At 56.9% G+C, this 25,038-nt stretch carries 22 protein-coding genes and 1 pseudogene; 10 read left to right on the forward strand and 13 right to left on the reverse strand.

Features of this window, described 5'->3' with window-relative positions:
* Positions 1-77: 77 nt before the first annotated feature.
* The 4 genes from thyA to rppH all read right to left on the reverse strand — a co-directional run bounded on the left by thyA (position 78) and on the right by rppH (position 4,749).
* Complete coding sequence (gene thyA / locus OWK27_RS14455) at positions 78-872, reverse strand: thymidylate synthase (RefSeq protein ID WP_006811817.1); 795 nt, start codon at positions 870-872, stop codon at positions 78-80.
* Positions 873-878: 6 nt separating this feature from the next.
* Positions 879-1,754, reverse strand: coding sequence for a prolipoprotein diacylglyceryl transferase (gene lgt / locus OWK27_RS14460; RefSeq protein ID WP_022649236.1), 876 nt, complete (start codon positions 1,752-1,754; stop codon positions 879-881).
* A gap of 205 nt (positions 1,755-1,959) precedes the next feature.
* Positions 1,960-4,206: a phosphoenolpyruvate--protein phosphotransferase gene (gene ptsP, locus OWK27_RS14465; protein ID WP_148421130.1), complete on the reverse strand. Its 2,247-nt coding sequence runs from the start codon at positions 4,204-4,206 to the stop codon at positions 1,960-1,962.
* Positions 4,207-4,218: 12 nt separating this feature from the next.
* Complete coding sequence (rppH, locus tag OWK27_RS14470; RefSeq protein WP_063451936.1) at positions 4,219-4,749, reverse strand: RNA pyrophosphohydrolase; 531 nt, start codon at positions 4,747-4,749, stop codon at positions 4,219-4,221.
* Between the two features lie 454 nt (positions 4,750-5,203).
* On the opposite strand from rppH, the pseudogene OWK27_RS14475 reads away from it, so the two are divergent.
* The 4 genes and pseudogenes from OWK27_RS14475 to OWK27_RS14490 form a co-directional block, all read left to right on the forward strand.
* Positions 5,204-5,278: pseudogene (locus OWK27_RS14475) on the forward strand (hypothetical protein); the annotation flags it as partial.
* A gap of 155 nt (positions 5,279-5,433) precedes the next feature.
* Positions 5,434-6,126, forward strand: a complete 693-nt coding sequence (gene mutH, locus OWK27_RS14480) for a DNA mismatch repair endonuclease MutH (protein WP_267590643.1) — start codon at positions 5,434-5,436, stop codon at positions 6,124-6,126.
* A gap of 128 nt (positions 6,127-6,254) precedes the next feature.
* Positions 6,255-6,473: a YgdI/YgdR family lipoprotein gene (locus OWK27_RS14485; RefSeq protein ID WP_003862794.1), complete on the forward strand. Its 219-nt coding sequence runs from the start codon at positions 6,255-6,257 to the stop codon at positions 6,471-6,473.
* A gap of 131 nt (positions 6,474-6,604) precedes the next feature.
* Entirely contained in the window at positions 6,605-7,645 is a 1,041-nt protein-coding gene (locus OWK27_RS14490) for an NADP(H)-dependent aldo-keto reductase (protein ID WP_193354907.1), read from the forward strand.
* A gap of 91 nt (positions 7,646-7,736) precedes the next feature.
* Here the strand turns inward: OWK27_RS14490 and lplT are convergent, their stop codons facing one another.
* Positions 7,737-8,930 (reverse strand): lysophospholipid transporter LplT, encoded by a 1,194-nt coding sequence (gene lplT, locus OWK27_RS14495; RefSeq protein ID WP_267590644.1) that lies wholly within the window; start codon positions 8,928-8,930, stop codon positions 7,737-7,739.
* Entirely contained in the window at positions 8,923-11,082 is a 2,160-nt protein-coding gene (gene aas, locus OWK27_RS14500) for a bifunctional acyl-ACP--phospholipid O-acyltransferase/long-chain-fatty-acid--ACP ligase (protein WP_267590645.1), read from the reverse strand. The genes lplT and aas overlap by 8 nt, the downstream gene beginning before the upstream one ends.
* A 617-nt stretch (positions 11,083-11,699) precedes the next feature.
* Between aas and galR the strand changes: the two genes are divergently transcribed.
* Entirely contained in the window at positions 11,700-12,716 is a 1,017-nt protein-coding gene (galR, locus tag OWK27_RS14505; protein WP_148418625.1) for an HTH-type transcriptional regulator GalR, read from the forward strand.
* Here the strand turns inward: galR and OWK27_RS14510 are convergent.
* The 4 genes from OWK27_RS14510 to OWK27_RS14525 all read right to left on the reverse strand — a co-directional run bounded on the left by OWK27_RS14510 (position 12,677) and on the right by OWK27_RS14525 (position 16,762).
* On the reverse strand, positions 12,677-13,153 hold the full coding sequence (locus OWK27_RS14510; protein ID WP_267590646.1) for a GNAT family N-acetyltransferase: 477 nt from the start codon (positions 13,151-13,153) through the stop codon (positions 12,677-12,679). The two genes, galR and OWK27_RS14510, sit on opposite strands and share 40 nt — an antisense overlap.
* A complete protein-coding gene (locus OWK27_RS14515; RefSeq protein WP_148418621.1) occupies positions 13,150-13,923 on the reverse strand; it encodes a GntR family transcriptional regulator in 774 nt (257 codons plus the stop codon). Before OWK27_RS14515 ends, OWK27_RS14510 begins: the two co-directional genes overlap by 4 nt.
* 78 nt (positions 13,924-14,001) lie before the next feature.
* Positions 14,002-15,429: a glycoside hydrolase family 1 protein gene (locus tag OWK27_RS14520; RefSeq protein ID WP_267590647.1), complete on the reverse strand. Its 1,428-nt coding sequence runs from the start codon at positions 15,427-15,429 to the stop codon at positions 14,002-14,004.
* Between the two features lie 7 nt (positions 15,430-15,436).
* A complete protein-coding gene (locus OWK27_RS14525; protein ID WP_267590648.1) occupies positions 15,437-16,762 on the reverse strand; it encodes a PTS sugar transporter subunit IIC in 1,326 nt (441 codons plus the stop codon).
* A gap of 299 nt (positions 16,763-17,061) precedes the next feature.
* Here OWK27_RS14525 and OWK27_RS14530 point away from each other — a divergent pair, with 299 nt between their 5' ends.
* Positions 17,062-18,099 carry a LacI family DNA-binding transcriptional regulator gene (locus OWK27_RS14530; RefSeq protein ID WP_176609567.1) on the forward strand — a complete coding sequence of 346 codons (1,038 nt, stop codon included), beginning with the start codon at positions 17,062-17,064 and terminating at the stop codon, positions 18,097-18,099.
* Here the strand turns inward: OWK27_RS14530 and lysA are convergent.
* On the reverse strand, positions 18,069-19,331 hold the full coding sequence (lysA, locus tag OWK27_RS14535) for a diaminopimelate decarboxylase (RefSeq protein WP_267590649.1): 1,263 nt from the start codon (positions 19,329-19,331) through the stop codon (positions 18,069-18,071). The two genes, OWK27_RS14530 and lysA, sit on opposite strands and share 31 nt — an antisense overlap.
* Before the next feature lie 121 nt (positions 19,332-19,452).
* On the opposite strand from lysA, the gene OWK27_RS14540 reads away from it, so the two are divergent.
* Complete coding sequence (locus tag OWK27_RS14540) at positions 19,453-20,379, forward strand: LysR family transcriptional regulator (protein ID WP_267590650.1); 927 nt, start codon at positions 19,453-19,455, stop codon at positions 20,377-20,379.
* Here the strand turns inward: OWK27_RS14540 and OWK27_RS14545 are convergent.
* Positions 20,353-21,066: an aspartate/glutamate racemase gene (locus OWK27_RS14545; RefSeq protein ID WP_148418611.1), complete on the reverse strand. Its 714-nt coding sequence runs from the start codon at positions 21,064-21,066 to the stop codon at positions 20,353-20,355. The two genes, OWK27_RS14540 and OWK27_RS14545, sit on opposite strands and share 27 nt — an antisense overlap.
* A 135-nt stretch (positions 21,067-21,201) precedes the next feature.
* On the opposite strand from OWK27_RS14545, the gene OWK27_RS14550 reads away from it, so the two are divergent.
* A complete protein-coding gene (locus OWK27_RS14550) occupies positions 21,202-21,525 on the forward strand; it encodes a cupin domain-containing protein (protein ID WP_148418610.1) in 324 nt (107 codons plus the stop codon).
* Between the two features lie 33 nt (positions 21,526-21,558).
* On the opposite strand, the gene wzz(fepE) is transcribed toward OWK27_RS14550, so the two are convergent.
* A complete protein-coding gene (gene wzz(fepE) / locus OWK27_RS14555; RefSeq protein ID WP_148418608.1) occupies positions 21,559-22,695 on the reverse strand; it encodes an LPS O-antigen length regulator Wzz(fepE) in 1,137 nt (378 codons plus the stop codon).
* A 547-nt stretch (positions 22,696-23,242) separates the two neighbouring features.
* Between wzz(fepE) and OWK27_RS14560 the strand changes: the two genes are divergently transcribed.
* Both OWK27_RS14560 and OWK27_RS14565 read left to right on the forward strand, forming a co-directional pair.
* The gene (locus OWK27_RS14560; protein WP_006811834.1) at positions 23,243-24,133 is read left to right on the forward strand and encodes a carbohydrate ABC transporter permease; all 891 of its coding nucleotides are present in this window, start codon (positions 23,243-23,245) and stop codon (positions 24,131-24,133) included.
* A complete protein-coding gene (locus tag OWK27_RS14565; protein ID WP_148418606.1) occupies positions 24,126-25,028 on the forward strand; it encodes a carbohydrate ABC transporter permease in 903 nt (300 codons plus the stop codon). The genes OWK27_RS14560 and OWK27_RS14565 overlap by 8 nt, the downstream gene beginning before the upstream one ends.
* The last annotated feature ends 10 nt before the right edge of the window (positions 25,029-25,038 follow it).

The following is a 25,038-nucleotide window of genomic DNA, read 5'->3' on the forward strand; positions in this document are numbered from 1 at the left end:
AAACAGGCTCGAAGAACGCAACGGGCGCAAAAAAAAACCGGCGCCAGGAAGCGCCGGTTGTGTCAGGATTTGCCGTATCAGATGGCGACAGGTGCCTTGATGCCGGGATGCGGGTCGTAGCCCTCGATCTCGAAATCATCAAAACGATAGTCAAAGATCGAGTCCGGTTTACGTTTGATCACCAGCTTCGGCAGCGCGCGTGGTTCGCGCGTCAGCTGGAGATGCGTCTGTTCCATATGGTTGCTGTAGAGGTGAGTATCCCCACCCGTCCAGACAAAATCGCCTACTTCAAGATCGCACTGCTGGGCCATCATGTGCACTAACAGCGCGTAGCTGGCGATGTTAAACGGCAGGCCGAGGAACACGTCGCAGGAACGCTGATAAAGCTGGCAGGAGAGCTTGCCGTCCGCCACGTAGAACTGGAAGAAGGCGTGGCACGGGGCCAGCGCCATTTTATCCAGCTCACCGACGTTCCAGGCCGAAACGATGATACGGCGCGAGTCCGGGTCATTTTTCAGCTGGTTCATTACCGTGGTGATCTGGTCGATATGGCGACCGTCTGGCGTAGGCCACGCGCGCCATTGCTTGCCGTAAACCGGCCCCAGGTCGCCGTTCTCATCTGCCCATTCGTCCCAGATTGAGACATTGTTTTCATGCAGATAAGCAACGTTGGTATCGCCTTGCAGGAACCAGAGCAGTTCATGAATGATCGAGCGCAGGTGGCAGCGCTTCGTCGTCACCAGAGGAAAGCCTTCCTGCAGATTGAAGCGCATCTGGTGGCCAAAAATGGAGAGCGTCCCGGTGCCGGTGCGGTCGTTTTTCGGCGTGCCCTCGTCGAGCACTTTTTTCATCAATTCAAGATACTGTTTCATGATTCCTCAGGAAAGTTGTTGCTGTGGACGACGGCGATACGCCCAAATCATCATAATGGCACCCGCGACAATCATCGGAATGGAGAGGATCTGCCCCATGCTGATGTACTGTACCCATTCGCCGGTAAACTGTGCATCCGGCTGGCGGAAGAACTCGACGATGATACGAAACGCGCCGTAGCCAATCAGGAACAGACCGGAGACGGCCCCCATTGGGCGCGGTTTGCGGATGTACAGATTCAGGATGATAAACAGCACCACGCCTTCCAGCGCCAGCTCGTAAAGCTGGGACATGTGGCGCGGCAGAACGCCGTAGGTATCGAAAATGGACTGCCACTCAGGATGCGAAGGCAGCAGCGCGATATCCTCTGCGCGGGAGCCCGGGAACAGCATGGTAAACGGCACGCTCGGATCGACGCGACCCCACAGCTCCCCGTTGATGAAGTTGCCCAGACGCCCTGCGCCCAGGCCAAACGGGATTAACGGCGCAATAAAATCAGCCACCTGGAAGAAGTTACGTTTGGTGCGTTTGGCGAAGATCACCATCACCAGGATCACACCAATCAGCCCGCCGTGGAAGGACATGCCGCCGTCCCAGACGCGGAACAGATAGAGCGGATCGTTCAGGAATACCGGGAAGTTATAGAACAGGACATAGCCGATGCGCCCGCCCAGGAACACGCCGAGGAAGCCAGCATAAAGCAGGTTTTCCACTTCGTTCTTCGTCCAGCCGCTGCCCGGACGACTGGCGCGACGGCCAGCAAGCCACATGGCAAAGACAAAGCCCACCAGGTACATCAGACCGTACCAGTGAAGCGCTACGGGACCAATTGAGAAAATAACCGGATCGAATTCCGGAAAATGCAGATAACCACTGTTCATCTGTCACCACAAGATGTTGTTATTCCGCTGAAAGTGGACAGCGGCTGAATTGCATTCCCGCCAGTGGCAGGTGCTCCAAAGTTGCGAATAATAGCATAAGGCAGGCGCGGAGGATGCGCCTGAGATGTAAAAGATGTGTATATGGAATGGTGCATACTGATGCCCTCCCCCGTCTCTCTTATTCAACAGGAGGGATAAAGAGGGTTTAGCGGCCGCCGCGGATCAACCCGCCCATGCCGCGTCGTTCCATAAACGCAGCCACCTGATGGCGCACCTCGGCGGCCAGCTGTGCTTCCAGGCTACGCGCGGCCAGCTCGCGCGCATCGTCATGTGCGATATGACGCAGCAGGTATTTCACGCGCGCAACGGAACGCCCGTTCATGGACAGGTGACGGAAGCCAAGGCCAATCAGGATCGCCACGCACATCGGATCGCCGGCCATTTCACCGCACAGGCGCAAATCGATATTATGCTGCTCGGCTTCACGGGCTATCATCGCCAGGGCACGAAGCATCGCCGGATGCAGGCTGTCGTAAATGCTGGCGACGCGGGTGTTGTTGCGATCTACCGCCAGAATGTATTGCGTTAAATCGTTGGTGCCGACGGAGATAAAATCAACGCGGGTCGCCAGCTGCGGCAGCATAAAGACCATCGAGGGCACTTCAAGCATCACGCCGATACGTGGTTTAGGGATCGCATAGCCGATCATCTCTTCCACTTCGCGTCCTGCTCGTTCAATCAGCCGCCGCGCCTCGTCGATTTCGTCAATGCTGGTGACCATCGGCAGCAAAATGCTGAGGTTCCCGGTGGCCGCATTGGCGCGCATCATTGCCCGGACCTGAATCAGGAAGATTTCCGGCTGGTCGAGCGTAATGCGGATCCCGCGCCAGCCAAGGCAGGGGTTCTCTTCGCTGATGGGCATGTAGGGCAGCTGTTTATCCGCGCCGACGTCCAGGGTACGCAGCGTAACGGGCTTATCGTTAAACATCTGCAGCATGCCCTGATACTGTGCGACCTGCTCCTCTTCCGACGGGAAGCCGCTTTGCAGCATGAAGGGGATTTCGGTTCGGTACAGACCAATGCCATCGATGCGGCTGCCGAGCTTTTCTTCGTGCTCGGGGCTTAAGCCCGCGTTAAGCATCACCTTCACCCGCTCACCGCTTTTCAGCTGCGCGGGCAGGTTGACGTCATCTTCCGCCAGCTTGCTTAATTCATTCTCTTCGCTAATGAGACGCTGGTACTCCTGGAGGAGAACCGGCTCAGGATCCACCAGCAGCTCACCGCGATATCCGTCCACCACCAGCGTGCGTCGGTGCAGCACCGACGGCTGAATGTCCGCGCCCATCACGGTCGGGATTCCGAGCGCGCGCACCATAATGGCGGCATGGGAGTTAGCGGCACCATCGCGCACCACTACGCCCGCCAGCCTGTCCTGCGGTAATTCTGCCAGCGTCGTCGCCGAGAGCTCGTCCGCCACCAGCACAAACCGGTTCGGCCAGGCGTTTGCACCCTGAATGGTATCATCGAGGTGGAACAACAGACGCTGCCCAAGCGCGCGCAGATCGCCAGCGCGCTCTTTCAGGTAACCATCCGTCAGGACCGCAAACTGCTCGGCAAATTTTTCAATGACCTTTTTAACCGCCCACTCAGCCACCGCGCCTTTATCGACCTCGGCGAACAGCTCCCGTCGTAAGCGCGCATCGGAAAGCAGGTGCGAATAAAGATCGAAAATGGCCGCCGTCTCTTTTTGCGCGCCTGCGGCAAAGCGTTTGCTGTAGCGACGAAACTCATTCGCCGCCTCTTCCAGCGCGGCGGTAAGCCGTTCGCGCTCGAGTGCTTCATCAAGCGTCGAGGCTTCGTATACCTGCTCCATCAGCGGCAGCGTGGCGTCCATCCAGCCTTCGGCAATGGCGACGCCCGGCGAGGCCGGAAGCGCGCGGATACGCGTATGACGATACTGGCCAAATAGCGCGGCGAGCTGAGACTGAGAGAGGATGGCGGCCATCTGCGTTGCCAGCGTGACGAGGAAAGATTCTTCGCTTTCATCATACTGACGCAGCTCGCGCTGCTGGACAACGAGCACGCCAAGCAGCTGGCGGCGCTGAATAATCGGCACCCCGAGGAAAGCGCGGAAGCGCTCTTCTTTTACGGAGGGGATATATTTAAAGCTGGGGTGTTTTTGCGCGTCAGCAAGGTTGATTGGCTCGGCCAGTCGCCCGACCAGCCCAACAATACCTTCATCAAACGCAAGCGTGACGGTGCGGCCCCGCGGTTTTTTTAATCCCCGGGTCGCCATCAGGTAGTAGCACCGTCGGTCATGGTCGGCCAGATAGACCGAACAGACCTCGGTTTCCATCGCAAGACAGATGTCCGTTACCAGAATGTTTAGCGCCTCGTTGAGGCGAGGCGCGCTGGCAACCTTTTCAACTATTTCTCGCAAGCGGGTGAGCATGATTTGCGTAGCTTAACCTCTTTTACGTCGCCAGGCAGGTGCGCTCTGCGGCTTAGGAGGCGTCTCCTGAAGCTGCATAACAGCACTTGCGAACTCTTTCATCACCCTACGGTAAACATCGCGCTTAAATGACACGACCTGACGAACAGGATACCAGTAGCTTACCCAGCGCCAGCCATCGAACTCCGGCGTGCTGCTGGTTTGCATATTGATATCTGAATCGTTGCCCACCAACTGCAAAAGAAACCACTTCTGTTTCTGGCCGATACAAACCGGCTTTGTGTCCCAACGCACCAAACGTTTCGGTAACTTGTAACGCAACCAGTTGCGGGTCGACGCCAGGATGCGAACATCTTTCCGGCTTAAACCAACCTCTTCAAACAGCTCCCGGTACATCGCTTGTTCTGGGGACTCTCCTGGGTTGATCCCGCCTTGCGGGAACTGCCAGGAGTGCTGACCATATCGCCGGGCCCACATCACCTGGCCCTGACGATTACAAATTACTATTCCTACGTTTGGGCGGTAGCCATCGTCATCAATCACCGGACTACCTCAAACTAAATCTGATATATGAATGATTGTTTCACACTACAGGGAGGCGGTAAACCACTCTCTTACAGGCCTGCAGCCTAATAACAATTGAATAACTCACAATTTTGTGGGGAGTTATAAACAGATAGAGGCGATCGAGACCATTTTTATTCACCTTTTCTGTGGATATAGTTGTGAAGAAGTACGGAATTACCGATGAACAACCTTTCAGACCACCTTATCCCCTCCGCCAGCCATTTTTAAAAATCCGTTTAATTTCATTATATTGATAGCATACAAAAGGGAGAAAAGGTGATTAACGTGACGATCGTCACATCAAAGATCCCCGTGCTGATGAAAGATCGAACAGCGTCGGTTTTATCCACAGATTGTGCCAATAAGTTAGGCACAATTTGTGTGAAAATTCGATTTTCATCGCACGTCAAGGCTGTAAATTGAAACAGTAGTGGGGGTTATTCCCAGTTATCCCATTTTTCTGTGGATAACATGGTGTAAGATCCTGTTTATTGTCAGTGACCAGAATTGAACAACCCATTTTTTAGCCGTATCCTGACGCTTTCAGCGCTGAAAATTATTATTAAAATCATCCACATGTAATATTTACTCAGAAAAAGGTAAACTCTATCCACAAGGGATAAAATATCAGCTCATTTTTTAATCAAAAAGGTTGTTAACATGCATTCGCTCGCCCCATTGCCCAGTGCCCCCGTCAGTGAAGCCCAGCTGCTCCAGCAGGCGCAGCGTCTGGCTGGCTATACGCTGGGCGAGCTCGCGGCGATGGCGGGGCTGACGATACCTAACGACCTTAAGCGCGATAAGGGCTGGATCGGCGTGCTGCTGGAACGCTGGCTGGGCGCAAGCGCGGGCAGTAAGCCCGAGCAAGATTTTGCGGCGCTGGGCGTTGAACTGAAAACTATCCCCATCGACGCTCAGGGCAGACCGCTGGAAACCACCTTCGTCTGCGTTGCGCCGCTAACGGGTAACAGCGGGGTGACATGGGAAACCAGCCACGTCAGGCATAAGCTGAAGCGGGTTCTGTGGGTACCCGTTGAGGGCGACAGGCAGATCCCGCTGGCAGAGCGTCGCGTTGGCGCTCCGCTGCTCTGGAGCCCTGACGAAGAAGAAGAGAGGCAGCTTTCCCAGGACTGGGAGGAGCTGATGGACATGATCGTGCTGGGACAGGTGGAGCGGATCACCGCCCGGCATGGTGAGGTGCTGCAACTGCGCCCGAAGGCCGCCAACAGCAAAGCGCTCACTGAAGCGGTTGGCGCACGTGGCGAGCCGATCCTGACGCTGCCGCGAGGCTTCTATCTTAAAAAGAACTTCACCGGAGCACTGCTGGCACGCCATTTCCTGCTGAAAACATAGTTTTTTACCAATTATGCGCTCCGGCTAACATAATCTCCCGCTTTTTAAGATTTCCCCCCTTTCACCTGTCGTAATATCAGGTTATTACTACACTATGATTTGATACGAGCCAGGTGAGGACGAGAACGATGAAAAAATGGGCAGTAATTATCTCAGCAGTCGGTTTAGCGTTTGCAGTATCGGGTTGTAGCAGCGACTATGTCATGTCAACCAAGGATGGCCGCATGATCCTGACCGATGGCAAACCCGAAGTCGACGACGATACCGGCCTTGTGAGTTACCGCGATCGGGAAGGCAATCAAATGCAAATCAATCGCGACGAAGTATCCCAGATTATCGAACGATAAACCGATAAAGGTCAGTGGCTTGCTGGCCTTTTTGATTTTTTCCTTCCCCTTTTGCCTTCCCTCTGCCATGTTTATATTCCTTTGTCGGGAGGTTCCTGACGCGGTCTGTATATCTTTAAAGGAAACCGGCTATGCATTATCACCGTATCCCCCACAGCGCTCTGGAGATCAGCCAACTGGGGCTGGGCACGATGACATTTGGTGAACAAAACAGCGAAGCCGATGCCCATGCACAACTTGACTACGCGGTCAGCCAGGGTATTAACCTGATTGACGTGGCGGAGATGTACCCTGTTCCTCCACGTCCGGAAACGCAGGGCCTTACCGAAACGTACGTTGGCAACTGGCTGGCGAAACGCGGCAATCGCGAAAAGCTGGTTATCGCCTCCAAGGTCAGCGGCCCTTCCCGCAATAACGATGCCGGGATCCGCCCTAACCAGATCCTCGATCGCAAGAATATCCGTGACGCGCTGGATGCCAGCCTTAAGCGCCTGCAAACCGACTATCTCGATCTGTATCAGGTGCACTGGCCGCAGCGTCCGACGAACTGCTTCGGCAAGCTCGGCTACGCCTGGAACGAAAGTGCTCCGGCCGTAACCCTGCTGGAAACGCTGGAGGCGCTCGCGGAGTGCCAGCGCGCGGGTAAGATCCGCTACATCGGGGTTTCCAACGAAACGGCGTTTGGCGTGATGCGCTACCTGCATCTGGCCGATAAGCACGACCTGCCGCGCATCGTCACCATTCAGAACCCTTATAGCCTGCTGAACCGCAGCTATGAAGTGGGCCTGGCGGAAGTGACGCAGTACGAAGAGGTGGAACTGCTGGCCTATTCCTGCCTGGGCTTCGGTACCCTGACGGGGAAATACCTGAACGGCGCGAAGCCCGCCGGCGCACGAAACACGCTTTTCAGCCGCTTCACCCGTTACAGCGGCGAGCAGACGCAAAAAGCCGTTGCGGCCTATGTGGATATCGCGAAGCGCCACGGGCTCGATCCGGCGCAGATGGCGCTGGCCTTCGTGCGTCGTCAGCCGTTTGTCGCCAGCACCCTGCTGGGCGCGACGACCATGGAGCAGCTGAAAACCAATATTGAGAGTTTCCACCTGACCCTCAGCGAAGAGGTGTTAGCGGAGATTGAAGCGGTGCATCAGGTTTATACCTACCCGGCACCGTAATAAAAGCATCGGCAACGCGCGTTGCCGTTTGTTGTGTTTTCACCCTCTCCCGGCGGGAGAGGGTCTGGTCGAGGGCATCAGACCGCACAGATCAGCGGCGGCGCTGCCAGATCCACAGCCCCGCGATCGCCAGCGCAAACAGCGCGCCAAACCCCACGCCAATGGCCACCACCGGTGCGCCCGCTTTTACCGCCAGCGAGTAAACGCCAAGCATCAGCAGCATCGCCATGTTTTCCCCGAGGTTTTGCACCGCGATGGCGTTGCCCGCCCCAACGGTCTGCTTGCCGCGCTCCTGCAAGAGCGCATTCAGCGGCACCACAAAGAAGCCGCCCAGGATGCCGATCAGTAACAGCAGGGCATAGGCAGGCAACAGGGCATGTTGCAGGGAGAAGAAGAGAACGCCAGCGCCGATGAGGATCCCCGCAGGCATGCAGCGCGCGACGGTTTCAAGGGTGACCAGCTTCGCCGCTGCCCCTGCCCCGACAACAATCCCGACGGCGACCATGGCATTCAGGTAAGTTGGCGTGGCGTTATCGGTAATGCCCAGCGCTACCGGGACCCACAGCACCAGCAGAAAACGCAGCGTGACGCCGGCCCCCCAGAACATGCTGGTGCCCATCAGCGAGAAGCGCGTTTCACCGTTACGCCACAGCACGCGGCAGGCAGTGAAGAAGCTGCCGGTCATAGGCCCGAAGCGCCAGGATTGCCCTGGACGCGCCACCGCCAGCCTGGGGATAAACAGGTTGGCGATCACCGCGCCACCGTACATCAGGGCACAGATGCCCAGCGCGGCAAGGACATGCCAGTCTGCCAGCACGCCTCCCGCCACCGATCCCAGCAGAATCGCCGCAATGGTGGAGGACTCCATCAAGCCGTTGGCCTTCACCAGCTTATCGCCGGTGGTCAGCTCCCCCAGAATGCCGTATTTCGCCGGCGAGTAGGCCGCCGCGCCAATGCCCACCAGCGTGTAGCCGACAAACGGATTGATACCGAAGCAGATACTTGCCGCCCCCAGCAGCTTTAGGCTGTTGGCAAACATCATTACTCGGCCTTTCGGGAAGCTATCCGCCACCTGACCGACAAACGGCGCAAATACGATGTAAGCACCCACAAACACCATCTGCAGGATCGGCTGGCTCCAGTCGGGATAAAACTCAGCCTTCAGCAGCGCCAGCGTGGCAAACAGCAGCGCGTTGTCGCCGAACGCGGACAGGAACTGGGCGGCAATAACCGCCATCATGCCTTTCGACCAGATAGAAGTGTTAGTGTGTACTGACTCACGCATTTTGCTGTTCCGCCTCTTCAACCATGCCCTTAAGGGTCACGAAATCGGGTTTACCGCTGCCCAGCACCGGAAGCTGTTTGAGGTAACGAATATCGCGCGGCACCGCCAGTTCGGGAATACCGTGTTCGCGGGCGTACTTAAGCAGCGCGTCACGCTTCAGCTCGCCGTCGGTGGTAAAGAGCACCAGCGCCTCGCCCTTGCTGGCATCGCTCTTCACCACGGTCGCGTGCATTTTTTCGGCAGAGACCGCGGTCGCCAGCGTTTCCACCATTTCAAGAGAGACCATTTCACCGGCAATCTTGGCGAAGCGTTTTGCGCGCCCCTGGATCTGTACAAAGCCCTGTTCGTCGAAGCGAACAATATCACCCGTGTCGTACCAGCCCGTTTCAGTCTCGCCATCGACGTTCTCGGCCGTCGGCGCTTCGAGCACGCCCGGGTTTTCCACACGCAGATAGCCGTTCATGACGTTCGGCCCTTTAAGCTGCAGGCGACCGCCGTCCTCAATGCCCGGCACCGCCAGCAGGCGCGCGTCCAGCCCCGGCAGAATGCGGCCTACCGTACCCGGTTTTGCCGCCATCGGTACGTTGATCGATACCACCGGCGCACACTCGGTTACGCCATAGCCTTCCAGAATGCGCAGGCCAAACTTGTCCTGCCAGATCTGACGGGTGCTGTCCTGTAATTTTTCCGCCCCAGCTACCACGTAGCGCACCCGGAAGAAATCATACGGGTTGGCGAAGCGCGCGTAGTTACCGAGGAAGGTGGACGTACCGAACAGCACGGTACAGTTACGGTCATAGACCAGCTCCGGCACGATGCGGTAGTGCAGCGGGCTTGGGTAGAGGAACACTTCGGCACCGGTCAGCAGCGGCGTGAAGAGACCGACGGTCAGACCAAACGAGTGGAACAGCGGCAGCGCCGACATAAAGCGATCGCTGGCGGTAAAGTCGGCAATGGTTTTAATCTGTTCGACGTTAGCCAGAATGCTTTTGTGGCTGTGAACCACGCCTTTCGGGTTACCTTCAGAGCCTGAGGTAAAGAGGATGATGGCATCATCTTCCGGCTGCTGTTTCACCTGCGCCAGACGCGGCATCAGCAGGTGCGCAAAAATCCACAGCTTATCGGCGGTGGTAACGTCTGCTTTAAGATCTTCCAGGAACACCCAGCGCACCTGCGTAAGCTGCTCCGGCAGGTGCCACAGTTTGCCCTTATCCAGGAACTGGCGGGAGGTAAAGACGGTGTTGATCTGTGCAGCGGTAATCGCGCTGGAGAGCCCTTTCACGCCCGCCGTGTAGTTCATCATCGCCGGAATACGGCCCCGGGAAACGGCGCCGAAAATCACCGCCGCGCTGATGGCGGCATTCGGCAGCATCAGGCCAATCTTTTCACCCTGCTGGCTGTACTTCTCAAGAATACGCCCGACGAACAGCGTTTTGGTCAGCAGCTTGCGGTAGGTATCCGGCGTGAAGTTGATATCTTCAATGCAGTTTTTCTTTGCGCCATAGCGGTACTGGGCCGACAACAACGATTCATACAGCGTTTCGCGCGGGCGAACGGCCATGCGCGCTTCCATCATAATCTGGTGCAGCATTTCACCGGCGATTTTACGACGGTCGCGCGCGCGGGGTGCCTCGGGCATCGGCAGTGAGGTTGGCGGCAAAATATGCAGCGTAATTTTCGGGAACAGGCGCTGCTTCACCAGCCCTTTCAGACGGCTGAACCTGGTCAACTCGGCGCCATCAATGCGCATCGGCACCACGGTGGCCCGGGACTTCGCCGCGACAAAACCGGCTCCGTCGTAAATTTTCATCAGCGAGCCCGTCACTGAAATCCGTCCCTCAGGAAAAATGACCACCGGACGCCCCTGCTCAACCAGACGCACCAGATGTTTAATCATCATCGGCTTGGTGGGATCCAGCGGCACAAAGTCGATGAGCGGCTTCAGCCAACGCATGTACCATTTTTCACTGATGGAGCTGTATACCGCGAAAACGGGCCGTACGGGCAAAAACAGCGCCAGCAGTACGCCATCAAGAAACGAAACGTGATTCGGCGTGATGAGAACACGCTCGCCATAGAGTGCCTGCGCGTCGCCCGTTACGCGGATGCGAAACAGGACACGAAACAGCGTACGGAAGAACCCAAAAAGCATTTCAACTCCCTTTGCCAGCCAGTGTGAAAGGTATAAATGGTGGCAGATTACACGAGAAGTAGTAAGGGAGCGATAGCAAAAGCAGAGACGAAAAAAAACCTGCGCATCCGCGCAGGTTGGTGCAAGAGAAGAGTACGAAAACGTACTAAGAATTCTCACCAATCAATACCTCTGGGATCTTGATTGTGGCTCCAGGCGGCCGGCTTCGCCAGCGGGAAAACGCAAGGGAATGAGCCTAAGTGCAACCAGGTGTGAATATTCTCTTTTGCTGTTACAGGTTGAACTTACAGGCAAAAAAAAACCTGCGTAGAACGCAGGCTGGTGTAAATCGTGTTAATCAACCGAAGCTGATTCCACCTATCAATACCTCTGGGATCTCGACTCTATCAATTCGCGGTGCTTCGGCGCTAACGGACAATCGCAACAGCCTGAGGCAAAGTGTAACTAAAGGTTCAGACTGTCATTATTCAGACATGACTGGCCGTGTAACGATTACACGGTGAGGGATGTTCTGCATCACGTTTGTGGACTGCGCTAGCCCGCTCCCCTTGAATGCGCGCCGCTTTTCCGCAACACTAGGTAGTGTGTAAACGCTTACCCCAATAAGAAGGTGTTAAATGGCGACAATTAAGGATGTGGCTCGTCTGGCCGGCGTGTCCGTCGCGACCGTCTCCCGCGTGATCAACAACTCTCCTAAAGCCAGTGACGCATCGCGCCAGGCCGTTCAGGACGCCATGGAAAACCTGAATTATCACCCTAACGCCAACGCGCGCGCCCTCGCCCAGCAGTCAACGGAAACCATCGGGCTGGTGGTGGGCGACGTGTCCGACCCTTTTTTTGGCGCGATGGTCAAAGCCGTGGAGCAAGTCTCGTATCACACCGGTAATTTTCTGCTGATTGGCAATGGCTACCACAACGAACAAAAAGAGCGCCAAGCCATCGAGCAGCTGATCCGCCACCGCTGCGCAGCGCTGGTGGTTCATGCCAAAATGATCCCCGATGCCGAGCTGATTCACCTGATGAAACAAATGCCGGGAATGGTGATTATCAACCGTATTATTCCCGGTTTTGAAACGCGCTGCGTGGCGCTCGATGACCGTTATGGCGCATGGCTCGCTACCCGCCATCTTATCCAGCAGGGCCATACCCGAATCGGCTATCTGTGCTCGAACCACCCGATCTCCGATGCGGAAGATCGCCTCCAGGGCTATTACGACGCGCTGCGCGAGGCCGGTTTGCCGTGCAACGATCGTCTTGTGGCCTACGGTGAACCCGATGAGAGCGGCGGCGAGCAGGCGATGACGGAGCTGCTGGGCCGCGGGCGAAATTTCACCGCCGTTGCCAGCTATAACGATTCCATGGCCGCAGGCGCGATGGGCGTGCTAAATGATAACGGGATAGACGTTCCGGCAGAAATTTCGCTGATTGGCTTTGATGATGTGCTGGTGTCCCGCTACGTTCGCCCTCGCCTGACCACCGTTCGCTATCCGATTGTGACCATGGCAACGCAGGCGGCGGAGCTGGCGTTAGCGCTGGCCGAGCATCGCCCGCCACCGGACATTACGCATCTGTTCAGCCCGACCCTGGTGCGCCGTCACTCGGTGGTGCCGCCCGCGGACGCATCGAGCGAATAGCGATAGAGATGGACGGTTTTATCCGGGTATTCCAGCGCATCGCCGATGTAGCGCCAGCCGTAACGTTCGTAGAAGTCGCGGCAGGCGGACCAGAGATTAAGCTCCTGATACCCGGCGCATCGGGCATAACCAATGACGTGTTCCTGAAGTTTTCCCGCCAGTCCTTTTCCCCGGGCGGCCTCATCGACATACAGCGCGGCCAGCCACGGGTAAAGATCCTGCCGGGAGATCAAATCGCAACGCCACAGCCCAACGGTGCCAAGCAGGCGGTTGTTTTCAACCGCAATAAAGGTGAGAGGTAGCGCGCCCGGCATCCTGCTGTGCTCAACAATGCTCTGGAAAAACCCTCGCGGCAGCCCCTCGCCAAAGGCGGCCCATATCCAGTCGATAACCTGCTCCGTGAACTGCGGCGCAGCGTAAAGCGGCAGAATAGTCACACCAGCTTCCCCTGGAAAATGGGTACTGATTCGAAGAGAAAGCCGTCAAAATCCGGCGCGTCTTCGTCCGACAGCTCAAGCAGGCTCTTTTTGACGTTTTCAAGATGCTGGAACATCGCCTGCCAGGCGCCCATCACGTCGCGACGGCGGAGCGCGGCAAGGATGGTTTGCCTGTCGCCAAGCCACTTCAGGCGCCAGGCGCGGCTGGCGATGTGTCCGTTAAACTGCTGCCATAGCGGGCTGCTGTCCATGTGGTGCCAGACGCTCTCCACGGTCGCCAGCAGCATCTGGTTTTGCGTGGCTCCCGCCAGCACCAGGTGAAACATCTTGTTGTTGTCCTGGCTGCGGTCGTCGGTGGCAATCGCCCGCTGCTCCTGCTCGATGATGCGGCGCAGGTTATCAATGTCGGCGCGCGTCGCCATTTTTGCGGCAAAGGCAGCAATGTTGCTTTCGAGCAGCTGGCGCGCCTGGAGAATTTCAAACGGACCGACGTCGCTGTTCAGAAAACGCTCTTCCTCGTTTTCGTGCTCCTCCGGGATGCGCATCACGTAAACGCCAGACCCCTGGCGAATATCTACCGTCCCCTGAAGCTCAAGCATCAGCAGCGCCTCGCGCACGATGGTGCGGCTGACGCCATAGGTTTCGGCAATATTGCGCTCCGGCGGCAGGCGCGATCCAACGGGATAGTGCCCCTGGATAATTTGCGCCCGCAGATCCTCGCCAATTTCCTGGTACTGTTTTTTTTCCGGCAGGATGACAGCCTTATCCACGTTTTCACCTGTGTTTTTCAGTTAATGCGCGGGCCGGGCGTCCTCCCGGCCAGTTTGTGCGCTATTTTACCAGAAGGCTTACTTCCATTCATCGTCAACCCTGAGCGTAAGCACGCGCTCATCGCGCAGCTGACGGAACCAGGACGCCGATTTTTTGGCCCGCCGGGCGCGATGGTTATCAAGGTCGATCTCGATTAACCCGTAGCGGTTTTTAAACGCGTTCATCGGCGAGACGTTATCGGTGAAGGCCCAGAGCATATAGCCGCGACAGTTCGCCCCCTCCTCCCGCGCCAGCAGCGTGTAGTAGAGATGTTCGCCGATAAACGCGATGCGGTAGCCGTCATCAATAACGCCGTCTCGATTGCGGAACTGCGCTTCGTTCTCCACGCCCATTCCGCTTTCCGCCACAAACCAGTCGATGTTGCGATAGTCGTTTTTGATCCGCATCGCCATGTCGTAAATGATGCGCGGGTAGATCTCCCAGCCGCGGGAGGCGTTCATCCGCCGTCCGGGCAGCTCGAACGGCTCGTAGTAGTACGCCGGGTGGAACGGCGTCTCCGGATGCCAGGCGCGGGATGGCGCTTTAACGCGGTGCGGGTAATAAAGGTTGATGCCCAGCTCGTCGACGGTGTTGTTGGCAATCAGCGCCAGCTCGTCGGCGGTATAGTCCCACGGCACCTGATGCTGCTCCAGCAGGGTAAAAAGCTCTGCGGGATAGCGCCCGTGCACCAGCGGATCGAGAAAGACCCGGTTATAGAACAGATCGTACTTTTCCGCCGCCCGAACGTCATGCGGCGCGCGGGAGCGCGGATAGGTCACCTCTGGGTTGAGAATACAGCCCACCGAGCCGCCATACCCCTTCTCGCGAAACAGCTTCACGACTTTGGCCGTCGCCAGCACCTTATGGTGATTCCACTGCATCCAGGTACCGGTGTTCTGCTCGTACGGCCAGCGCAGCGCGTCGAGGTAGACCCGCATCTGGACGACAATCGGCTCGTTGAAGGTAAACCAGCGGGTGACTTTCCGGTGATAGCGCTCCAGCACCTTTTCCGCATAGCGGACAAACAGGTCGACGACGTGCTTTGACGCCCAGCCGCCGTAGCTCTCCAGCAGCACGCCAGGCAGTTCGTAGTGCTCCAGGCAGATCATTGGCTCAATGCCCTGGCGGTGCATTTCATCGAACAGCGCGTCGTAATACGCGGCGTACTCTTCGTCTACCGTCGCGTTTTCGTAGTCGGTCAAAAAGCGCGACCAGTTAATTGAGGTCCGGTAGTGCGTCAGCCCCGCCTGCTTCATCAGCGCCACGTCTTCGCGAAAGCGGTTGATAAAATCGGTTGCCACCGCCGGACCGTAGCCGTTGTGCCAGACGTGACGATCGTTTTTGTACCAGAGATCGATCCACGAATCCTGCCCCGGCTTTTTGCCGCTCCAGCCCTCGGTCTGCCAGGCCGATGCCGCCGCGCCCAGCATAAAATCCTGCGGTATAGCTATCTGTTTTGTACTCATCACATCCTCATGCGTTATCGGTGGCTTGTTGCAGCGCGGCCTGCTCTGCCCGGCGTGAGGCGATCTTCACAAACGGCAGATAGATAAGGACCGCGGTCACGATGCAGATAAGCTGGGTGACTACCGCGCCCATGGAGCCCGCGGTGGACAGCCAGGCGTTGATCAGCGGCGGCGTGGTCCAGGGCACCATCACCACGGCTTTCCCGGCGAATCCGGTCACGGTGGCAAAGTAACCGATAGTTCCCGTTACCAGCGGCGTGATGATGAACGGAATGGCGAGGATCGGGTTGAGCATGATTGGCATACCGAAAATCACCGGCTCGTTGATGTTAAAAATCCCAGGGCCGATGGACAGCTTGGCGATCTCCTTCATCTCCTTACGTTTGGTGGCAATCATGACCGCAATCAGCAGGCCGATGGTGAGGCCGGAGCCGCCGATGCTCATATAAACGTCCCAGAACGGCATGGTGATGATGTTCGGCACCTCTTTGCCCTGCTCGAACGCGCTCATGTTAACGGTAATGGCTCCCAGCAGCAGCGGCTCGCGGATCGGCTTGATCATCTGGTTGCCGTGAATGCCGATCACCCAGAACAGCTGGGCGACAAACATCAGCAGCAGGATCCCCGGCAGGCTCTGCACCACGCGCTCCAGCGGCTGTTGCACCACCTGGTACACCGCGTCGTAGAGGTACATACCGGTAATTTGATGGAACACGAAGCCGAAGGTGGCAATGGCGGTGGTGGTGATAATCGCCGGGATCAGGGCGGAGAACGATGCGGCGACGTTCGGCGGCACGGTGTCCGGCATCCTGATCTTCAGGCCGTTACGGTTTTCCAGCCAGCAGTAGATCTCCACCGACAGGATGGCGATAAACATGCCGAGGAACAGGCTGCGGGTATCCGAGAACTGGCGCAGCAGCACGTCTTTCACCACGTGCATCTCTCCGTCCACCAGCATTTCTACCGTCGTTGGCGTCACGCAGATAAAGCAGATCACCGCCAGCAGGCCGGGAAACAGGGACTTAATGCCGTTGATACGCCCAAGCTCAATGCCAATTAAAAACACCGCGCCGATGTTGAGGAAGTTCAGGGTAGCGTAGTTGAGCGCGCTGGTGATCGGCTTTAGCGCCGCGAGAAACGACAGGAATTCGAAGCTCGCAAGGCCGTTTTTCGGATCCAGCACCATATTGGAGATCAGTACCGAGAACGCCCCCACAATGATGACCGGCATTAAGGTAATAAACGCAGACTTGATCGCCATAATGTAGCGATAGCTGTTGAACGTGGTGGCAAAACTGCCCAGAGCGTCGATCAGTTTTTCCTGAAATGCCATAGGGTGATACCTCAGTAAAAGGGCTTTTATTGGATAAGGAGTACAGCCGGATACTATTGGTATGCCAAAAATAGCTTCCGTAGGCGCTTTGTTCTGTGATTAAGCTCCCAACGACGCCACAGGTATCCCAGATAGTGATTTATCACCATTTTGGTATACCACTTGCAGACGTTTATCCCGCAGGCGCGGATCGTTACCGAAAAGCGTGATCGTTATGGGGTTTTGCCTGCCCCGCGTCGCTTATGCGCCGGATGGTCTGTGTTAAACTGCACACCATTACGTGGAAGCAGGAATTTCGAATGGCAACAATGCTGGATGTCTCACTGCGTGCGGGCGTGTCGAAGGCCACCGTTTCGCGCGTGCTGAACGGCACGGGTCAGGTTAAAGAGAGTACGCGTCAGCAGGTATTCCGTGCGATGGAGGAGCTGGGCTATCGTCCGAACTTTCTCGCCCGCTCGCTGGCTAACCAGACCAGCAACAGCATTGGTCTGGTGGTCTCGACCTTTGACGGTTTTTACTTTGGCCGGCTGCTTCAGCAGGCGTCGCGGCAGACCGAAACGCACGGAAAACAGCTGATCGTCACCGACGGCCACGATGCGCCAGAACAGGAAGAACAGGCGGTGCAGATGCTCGCCGACCGCAAGTGCGACGCCATCGTGCTGTACACCCGCTACATGAGTGAAAAGACGATCCTGAAGCTGATCGACAGCGTGCAGACGCCGCTGGTGATCATCAACCGTGAAGTGAGCCAGGCGGCAGACCGCTGCGTCTTCTTCGAACAGCAGGATGCGGCCTTCAAGGCGGTGGATTACCTGATAGGCCAGGGCCACCGGGAGATCGCCTGTATCACCGTTCCGATCCACACCCCGACGGGCAAGGCGCGGCTGATGGGCTACCGGAAGGCGCTGGAGAAGCACGGCATTCGCCTGGACGAGCGGCGGATTAAATACGGCGATGCAGGAATGACGCGGGGCTACGAGCTGTGCAAAGAGCTGATTGCAGAGAAAACGCCGTTTAGCGCCCTGTTTGCCTGTAACGATGATATGGCGCTTGGCGCCTCCAAAGCATTACACCAGGCCGGGCTTAAGATCCCGCAGGATATTTCGCTGTTTGGCTTTGACGACGCCCCCAGCGCGAAGTGGCTGGAGCCGGCGCTGTCGTCGGTGTATCTGCCGATCGACAGCATGATCGTCACGGCCATCGACCAGGCGATCCGGCTGGCAAAAAACCAGCCGGTAGAGGCCATCCCACCGTTCACCGGCACGCTGGTGTTGCGCGACTCCGTGACAACGGGCCCCTGGTTTAATCAGACCAGCTCTAAGGCCAGCAGCTCCTGAATGGTCTGGCGACGGCGAATCAGCCGCGCCGCGCCGTTATCAAACAGCACTTCCGGCAGCAGCGGGCGGCTGTTGTAGTTTGACGACATCGACGCGCCGTACGCGCCGGTATCGTGCAGCACCAGGTAATCTCCCGGCTTCACCTCGGGCAGCGAACGGGTCTCCACTTTGCCGCCCTCCTGCTGGGTAAAGACGTCACCGGATTCACACAGCGGGCCGGCAACCACGGTCTCGATGCGCGGCGCGTTGACCAGATCGCGGCCATCGGCGGCCAGCGCCGTAATATGGTGATAGCTGCCGTACATGGACGGACGCATCAGGTCGTTGAAGCCTGCATCAATCAGTACAAAGTGACGCCTTCCCATCTCCTTCACGCTACGCACCTGCGCCACCAGCACCCCGGCTTCGGCAACCAGGAATCGACCCGGCTCAATTTCCAGCTTCACCGGATGGCCCAGATGGGCGGCGATGCTGTCGCGCGCGGCGCTCCACAGCCCGTAATAGTGATCCGTGTCGATCGCCTCTTCCCCTTCGCGGTAGGGGATCGAGAGACCGCCACCGGCGGAGATCGCCTCCAGATCCTGACCAAAGTCGATAACCTGGCGCACCATCGCGCCGCAGACCTGCTCAAGATGTCCGTAATCAACGCCGGAACCGATATGCATGTGGATCCCCACCAGCTTCAGGTTATAGCGCTGCAATACCTCAAGGGCGGCGGGCATATCGGCATACCAGATCCCGTGCTTGCTGTTTTCGCCCCCGGTGTTGGTTTTCTGGCTGTGACCGTGACCAAAGCCCGGATTAATGCGCAGCCAGACGCGATGGCCAGGGGAAACCTGACCAAGCTGTTCCAGCATATCCACCGAGCCGGCGTTGACCGGAATCTGCAGCTCGTGCACGCGCGCCAGCGTGGCGTCGTCAATCAGGTCGGCGGTAAAGACGATCGCGTCGCTGTCGGCCTGTGGATCAAACCCGGCCGCCAGCGCGCGCTCGATTTCACCCAGCGATACGGAGTCAACCTTAACGCCCTGCTCGTGCATCAGGCGCAGGATGTGAATATTGGAGCAGGCCTTCTGCGCAAAGCGCACCACGTCAAACTGATGCAGCGCGGCGATCTTCTCGCGGACAATCTGCGCGTCGTAGACCCACACCGGGCAGCCAAATTCGGCAGGCAGGCGCAGCAGGTTATCGGCGTTTAAATCGGTATCGGTCTGGTTGAGCGGGCGCGGCATGGTAGTCTCCGTAAAGCTGTGTTTTTGTCATTACGCCACAGCCTGAAGGGAATAAAAAATATCGTTTTATCGTGAGTCTATGCAAAAATGATATGGATAACGCTCAGCCATCAGGTGCCCTATGCCCGCCGTTAACCTACGCCATATCGAGATTTTCCATGCGGTGATGACCACCGGCAACCTCACCGAAGCCGCACAGATGCTGCATACCTCGCAGCCAACGGTCAGCCGCGAGCTGGCCCGCTTTGAGAAAGTGCTGGGCCTGAAGCTGTTTGAGCGCGCGCGCGGCAGGCTGCATCCAACGGTTCAGGGGCTGCGTCTGTTTGAGGAGGTGCAGCGCTCCTGGTACGGACTGGACAGGATCGTGAGCGCGGCGGAAAGCCTGAGGGAGTTCCGCCAGGGCGAGCTGTCCATCGTCTGCCTGCCGGTCTTTTCCCAGTCGTTTCTGCCGGTGCTGTTAGCGCCGTTTCTGGCCCGCTACCCGCAGGTCAGTCTTACCATCGTGCCGCAGGAGTCGCCTCTGCTGGAAGAGTGGCTATCAGCCCAGCGCCACGATTTAGGTCTGACCGAAACCCTCGTCACGCCAGCGGGTACGGAACGCACGGAGCTGCTGTCGCTGGATGAGGTCTGCGTACTGCCCACCAGCCACCCGCTTGCCCGCAAAGCGGTGCTGACCCCGGCGGATTTTCACGGTGAGAACTACATAAGCCTGTCGCAGACCGACAGCTACCGGCAGCTGCTGGACGGCCTGTTTGCCGAACATCAGGTGAAGCGGCGGATGGTGGTGGAGACGCACAGCGCCGCCTCGATCTGCGCGATGGTGCGCGCGGGCGTCGGTATTTCAGTGGTAAACCCGCTTACGGCCATGGATTACGCCAGCAGCGGGGTTGTCCTGCGCCGGTTTAGCGTTTCCGTTCCGTTTACCGTGAGCCTGATCCGCCCGCTGCACCGTCCGGCATCTGCGCTGGTAGAGGCGTTTACCGACCATTTAATCGCCCATGCCCGCCAGGTGGCGCTTCGTTTACCTGACCTGCAAAACGTCCTCTGACAGCATAAACTCCACCGCATCGGCGGCATGAATGGCGGCGGTATCGAATACCGGGATCGGGCTTTGCGCGGCCGGCACCAGCAGGCCGATTTCGGTACAGCCGAAGATCGCCCCTTCCGCCCCCTGCTGCGCCAGCTTTTCGATGACGCTGACATAATAGGCGCGGGAGCGTTCGCTGAAGGTGCCCAGGCAGAGCTCGTCAAAAATAATCTGGTTAATGCGCGCCCGGTCAGCCTCGTCCGGGATCAGGCTTTCAATGCCGAACTGACTGCTCAGCCGCCCACGATAAAAATCCTGCTCCATGGTATAGCGCGTGCCCAGCAGCGCCACGCGCGACATGCCGGCGGCAACAATGGCGCGCCCGGTGGCATCCGCGATATGTAAAAACGGCAGCGAGCAGCGGTTTTCAATGTGCGACGCCACCTTGTGCATGGTGTTGGTACACAGCAAAATCCCCTGCGCTCCCGCCCGCTCCAGCCCGAGCGCGGCGTTGGCCAACATTTCCCCGGCCTTGTCCCACTCCCCGCTGGACTGGCAGGCCTCTATGTCGTGGAAATCCACGCTGTGCAGCAGCAGGCTGGCAGAATGCAGCCCGCCCAGACGCTGCTTAACGCCCTCATTAATCAGGCGGTAGTACGGGATGGTTGATTCCCAGCTCATTCCCCCTAACAGACCGATCGTTTTCATTTTTCCTCCCGTTCGTTTCACCCAGTGAAGCAAACTTGTGATCGCCTTTCCAGTTATTTGGCTAACCGTTTCCTTTTATCCACGGCTGAGATAAGTTAAATGAAACAATGTTTCATTACTTAACGGGGCAAAGAGATGTTTATATTCCATAAAGAGACCACGCTTGAGGATCTGGGGAATGGCGTGACGCGTCGTATTCTGGCGCACGACGGCAAGATGATGGCCGTGGAGGTGAATTTTGAACAGGGGGCGATTGGCCCGATGCACAACCATCATCATGAGCAGCTCACCTACGTTCTCTCGGGCGAGTTTGAGTTTACGATTGGCGAAGAGAAGCACGTGGTGACGGCGGGCGACACGCTCTATAAAGAACCGCACGTAATGCACGGCTGCGTCTGCCTGAAGCCCGGCACGCTGCTGGATACCTTTACGCCGGTGCGCGAAGATTTCCTGAAATAAAAAAAGGCGCCCGGTGAGCGCCTCTTTTGGACGTTATTCCGTTACCGCCTCAGAAAGCGGCGCCGGCAGCGGAGTGCGGGCGCTCATTGCCTCGCGCAGCAGCACGCTGCCGCAGGCAAACAGTCCACCCAGCATACCCGCCAGAAGAACGATCAGGGCTTTGCCCGGGCCATCTTTTTTCACCGGCATTGATGGAGAGAGCTGATACTTGAATGGCTCAACGCTCACATCCTTGAAGGACAGCTTTTGCAGCTGTGCCAGGTAGTATTCACGGTTCTGGAAATCGGCATTCAGCTCGGAAACGTCCTTCAGATTTTTCTCGATCTGGAGCTTCTGGGCAATCCCGTCCGCGCCGAGGGCGACGGAGTAATCCGGATCGTCTTTTACCGCCTGTCCGTTGCTGTACACCGGCTTTTTGATCCCCGCCGCGTTCGCTACCTCCAGCGAGTAGTTCAGGCGCTGCAGGTTCGTATTGTGGATATTGGTCAACCGCACGCGATCCAGCTCCAGCTGCTGCTCCACCGTTCGGGTTTTCAGAAGCAGCTGATCGCGGATGTTCTGCATGGTCTCCTGCTCAACGATGCCGGAGATGTAGTGAATGTACCCGTCCAGAACCTTCTGCGCGTCTTCCGCCGTTGGGGCGGTAAAGCTCAACGTCCAGGAGAGGTACGGCGCTTTATCGGCATTTTTTTCCAGGGTGTTATCGGTTGCCTTCATTTTTTCGGAGATGCTGACCACCGCACGGTGCAGCTCCAGCGGGTCAACCTGGGCGCCATCGAGCTGAGCCATCACGTACGGTGAGCTCTTCATATACTCTTCGAGCAGGGACTGCGACTGAAACTTTTTGATAAACTGATTAAACACGTCCGAGCGAGAGACCTTCACGTCCACGTCAAGCACCTGTAGCGCAACCATCATCTGGCGCAGCGAGCTCCACTGCGTCTGTTCCGCCGGGGTGATCACCGCTTTACTGGTCCATTTTTGCGGCATCAGAAAGGCGATAGCGAGACCGACCAGCGCAAATGCGAACGCGATGGTGATGATTCGTTTTTTTGCCGCCAGCAGAACGTCCAGCAGGCCCAGAAGATCTATTTCTTTAGCGGTTACCGCCGGGGGAGCGTATTGAGGAAAATCGAGATCCGTATGTTTTTTGAAATCCATTGCTGACATAACTGTTCTTCTTCTAATGATGCAGTGAAATTCTGCCTGACAGGTTCCGGTTTACCGAATCATACAAGAAAGTAAGAATTATCTGAATGCCGAAATGGTACATCTGTAGACCTGCTATCAGATTTGGTAGTTAGCCACCTACCGTGACTATAGCCATGTTTGGCTTCACTTAAGCGCCGTTCCCCCTCTCTCCATCGTCTGCGGCAACCGCGCGGAAAAACGTCAAAAATGCCACCCACCTCACTATATTGAAACACCGTTTCGACACCGATCACATTTCCATCATTAAGCGAATGACGCGGAAACAAATCGCAATAATATAAAATAAAACGACGTTTTAATATTCAAGAACACCGGTTCGCCTCTTTTGAAACCCGAGGCGTCCGAAGCAAGCATCACACCAAAAAAGCGTTAAAAAACAAAATCTCATTACGTTATTGCCAGAAGCAGCACCCTGAATTTCAGCCCCTATGCCTCACAAATAAGGCCTGGGGAGATGTAACAGAGCAGATTCCGTTTTAAACCATTGATTGCCAGGTAGGTATATATGAATGAAAACAAGCTGCTGGGGCTCGCGTGGATATCACCCTACATTATCGGGTTGATACTCTTTACGGCATTCCCCTTTGTCTCTTCGTTTTTCCTCAGCTTTACGGATTACGATTTGATGAGCCCGCCGGTGTTTAACGGCATTGAAAACTATCGCTACATGTTTACCGAGGACACGCTCTTCTGGAAATCCATGGGTGTGACCTTTGCCTACGTATTTTTAACTATTCCGCTAAAGCTCGCGTTTGCATTAGGTATTGCCTTTGTTCTGAACTTTAAATTACGCGGCATCGGCTTTTTCCGCACCGCCTACTATATTCCGTCGATCCTCGGCAGCTCCGTCGCCATTGCCGTATTGTGGCGCGCCTTATTTGCGATAGACGGTCTGCTGAACAGCTTTATTGGCGTATTTGGTTTCGACCCGGTGAACTGGCTGGGCGAACCGTCGCTGGCGCTGATGTCCGTTACCCTGCTGCGCGTCTGGCAGTTTGGCTCCGCGATGGTCATCTTCCTGGCCGCGCTGCAAAACGTCCCGCAGTCCCAGTATGAAGCGGCAATGATCGACGGTGCCTCAAAATGGCAAATGTTCATGAAGGTGACCGTGCCGCTGATTACGCCGGTGATCTTCTTCAACTTCATCATGCAGACCACGCAGGCGTTCCAGGAATTTACCGGGCCATACGTCATCACTGGCGGCGGACCGACCTACTCGACCTACCTGTTCTCGCTCTATATCTACGATACCGCGTTCAAGTATTTCGATATGGGTTACGGCGCGGCGCTGGCGTGGGTCCTGTTCCTGGTGGTGGCCGTCTTTGCCGGTATCGCCTTTAAGTCGTCGAAATACTGGGTGTTCTACTCCGCCGATAAAGGAGGCAAAAATGGCTGATATTCAACAACTCTCCACGGCACGCGGCGTTGCCGAACGCGAAGTGGCCCGCACGCTGCGCAGAGAGAAAATCAACGCCAGTATTCGCTATGCGATCCTGCTGTTTGTCGGCCTGCTGATGCTCTACCCGCTGGTGTGGATGTTCTCGGCGTCGTTCAAGCCGAACCACGAGATCTTTACCACCCTCAGCCTGTGGCCCGCGCACGCCACCTGGGATGGCTTTGTGAACGGCTGGAAAACCGGAACCGAGTACAACTTCGGCCATTACATGCTGAACACCTTTAAGTACGTGATCCCGAAGGTGATCCTGACCATTATCTCCTCCACCATCGTGGCGTATGGCTTTGCGCGCTTCGAAATCCCGTGGAAGAAATTCTGGTTCGCCACGCTCATCACCACCATGCTGCTGCCCAGCACCGTGCTGCTTATCCCGCAGTACCTGATGTTCCGTGAAATGGGCATGCTGAACAGCTACATGCCGCTGTACCTGCCGCTGGCCTTCGCCACGCAGGGGTTCTTCGTCTTCATGCTGATCCAGTTCCTGCGCGGCGTGCCGCGCGACATGGAAGAAGCCGCACAGATTGACGGCTGCAACTCCATTCAGGTGCTGTGGTACGTGGTGGTGCCGATCCTGAAACCGGCCATTATCTCCGTCGCCCTGTTCCAGTTCATGTGGTCCATGAACGACTTTATCGGGCCGCTGATTTACGTCTATAGCGTGGATAAATACCCAATTGCACTGGCGCTGAAAATGTCTATCGACGTCACCGAAGGCGCGCCGTGGAACGAAATTCTGGCAATGGCGAGCATCTCCATTTTGCCATCCATCATTGTCTTCTTCCTGGCACAGCGCTACTTCGTACAGGGCGTCACCAGCAGCGGAATTAAAGGTTAAGAGGGAAAAA

The organism is Enterobacter cloacae complex sp. 2022EL-00788, from assembly GCF_026627565.1.
Classification (GTDB): domain Bacteria; phylum Pseudomonadota; class Gammaproteobacteria; order Enterobacterales; family Enterobacteriaceae; genus Enterobacter; species Enterobacter pasteurii.

Coding starts and splice junctions, on each gene's coding strand:
- thyA (WP_006811817.1), bottom strand. CDS start 872: ATGAAACAGTATCTTGAATTGATGAAAAAAGTGCTCGACGAGGGCACG.
- lgt (WP_022649236.1), bottom strand. CDS start 1,754: ATGAACAGTGGTTATCTGCATTTTCCGGAATTCGATCCGGTTATTTTC.
- ptsP (WP_148421130.1), bottom strand. CDS start 4,206: ATGCTCACCCGCTTGCGAGAAATAGTTGAAAAGGTTGCCAGCGCGCCT.
- mutH (WP_267590643.1), top strand. CDS start 5,434: ATGCATTCGCTCGCCCCATTGCCCAGTGCCCCCGTCAGTGAAGCCCAG.
- OWK27_RS14485 (WP_003862794.1), top strand. CDS start 6,255: ATGAAAAAATGGGCAGTAATTATCTCAGCAGTCGGTTTAGCGTTTGCA.
- OWK27_RS14490 (WP_193354907.1), top strand. CDS start 6,605: ATGCATTATCACCGTATCCCCCACAGCGCTCTGGAGATCAGCCAACTG.
- lplT (WP_267590644.1), bottom strand. CDS start 8,930: ATGCGTGAGTCAGTACACACTAACACTTCTATCTGGTCGAAAGGCATG.
- aas (WP_267590645.1), bottom strand. CDS start 11,082: ATGCTTTTTGGGTTCTTCCGTACGCTGTTTCGTGTCCTGTTTCGCATC.
- galR (WP_148418625.1), top strand. CDS start 11,700: ATGGCGACAATTAAGGATGTGGCTCGTCTGGCCGGCGTGTCCGTCGCG.
- OWK27_RS14520 (WP_267590647.1), bottom strand. CDS start 15,429: ATGAGTACAAAACAGATAGCTATACCGCAGGATTTTATGCTGGGCGCG.
- OWK27_RS14525 (WP_267590648.1), bottom strand. CDS start 16,762: ATGGCATTTCAGGAAAAACTGATCGACGCTCTGGGCAGTTTTGCCACC.
- OWK27_RS14530 (WP_176609567.1), top strand. CDS start 17,062: ATGGCAACAATGCTGGATGTCTCACTGCGTGCGGGCGTGTCGAAGGCC.
- lysA (WP_267590649.1), bottom strand. CDS start 19,331: ATGCCGCGCCCGCTCAACCAGACCGATACCGATTTAAACGCCGATAAC.
- OWK27_RS14540 (WP_267590650.1), top strand. CDS start 19,453: ATGCCCGCCGTTAACCTACGCCATATCGAGATTTTCCATGCGGTGATG.
- OWK27_RS14545 (WP_148418611.1), bottom strand. CDS start 21,066: ATGAAAACGATCGGTCTGTTAGGGGGAATGAGCTGGGAATCAACCATC.
- OWK27_RS14550 (WP_148418610.1), top strand. CDS start 21,202: ATGTTTATATTCCATAAAGAGACCACGCTTGAGGATCTGGGGAATGGC.
- OWK27_RS14560 (WP_006811834.1), top strand. CDS start 23,243: ATGAATGAAAACAAGCTGCTGGGGCTCGCGTGGATATCACCCTACATT.
- OWK27_RS14565 (WP_148418606.1), top strand. CDS start 24,126: ATGGCTGATATTCAACAACTCTCCACGGCACGCGGCGTTGCCGAACGC.